The organism is Streptomyces lushanensis (assembly GCF_001700515.1).
GTDB lineage: Bacteria > Actinomycetota > Actinomycetes > Streptomycetales > Streptomycetaceae > Streptomyces > Streptomyces lushanensis.
Window position 1 is genome coordinate 1 of the sequence record NZ_MAUD01000434.1, and the last position, 784, is coordinate 784.

The 784-nt window shown below is 67.7% G+C and carries 1 protein-coding gene; it reads right to left on the reverse strand.

The window, feature by feature from the left end:
• The coding region (locus tag BFF77_RS28700) for an amidohydrolase family protein (protein ID WP_141698552.1) at positions 1–784 on the reverse strand (784 nt) is incomplete at both ends.

Sequence of the window (784 nt, forward strand, 5' to 3'; positions counted from 1 at the left end):
CGCCGCGCGAGAGCACCGTCTCCACCCGTCCGGTGAGCCGCTTGCCCTCGTACGCCGAGTAGTCGACGTTCATATGGTGTGTCTCGGCGGAGACGGTCTGCTCGGTGTGCGGGTCGTAGATGACCACATCGGCGTCGGCGCCCGGTGCGATGGTGCCCTTGCGCGGATAGAGACCGAACATCCTGGCCGGAGAGGCACAGGCGATCTCGATCCAGCGGCGCCTGCTCAGCTTTCCCTCCACCACGGCCTGGTGGAGCAGATCCATCCGGTTCTCCACGCCCGGAAGCCCGTTGGGAATCTTCGAGAAGTCGCCGCGCCCCAGCTCCTTCTGCCCGGTGAAGCAGAACGGGCAGTGGTCCGTGGAGACCACCTGGAGGTCATTGGTGCGCAGCCCGCGCCAGAGCGCTTCCTGGTGCTCCTTGGGCCGCAGCGGTGTGGAGCAGACGTACTTGGCGCCCTCGAAGTCCGGTTCCGCCAGATTGTCGGTGGACAGGAAGAGATACTGCGGACAGGTCTCGCCGAAGACGGGAAGCCCCTGGTCCCGGGCCGTGGCCAGCTCGGCGACGGCCTCCTGCGCCGAGACGTGCACGACATACAGCGGAGCGTCGGCGACCTGTGCGAGCTTGATCGCCCGGTGTGTGGCCTCGGCCTCCAGCAGGGCCTTGCGTACCTCTCCGTGGTGGCGCGGATCGGTACGGCCCGCGGCCAGGGCCTGTTCGACGAGGACGTCGATGGCGATGCCGTTCTCGGCGTGCATCATGATCAGCCCGCCGTTGTGCGCGCC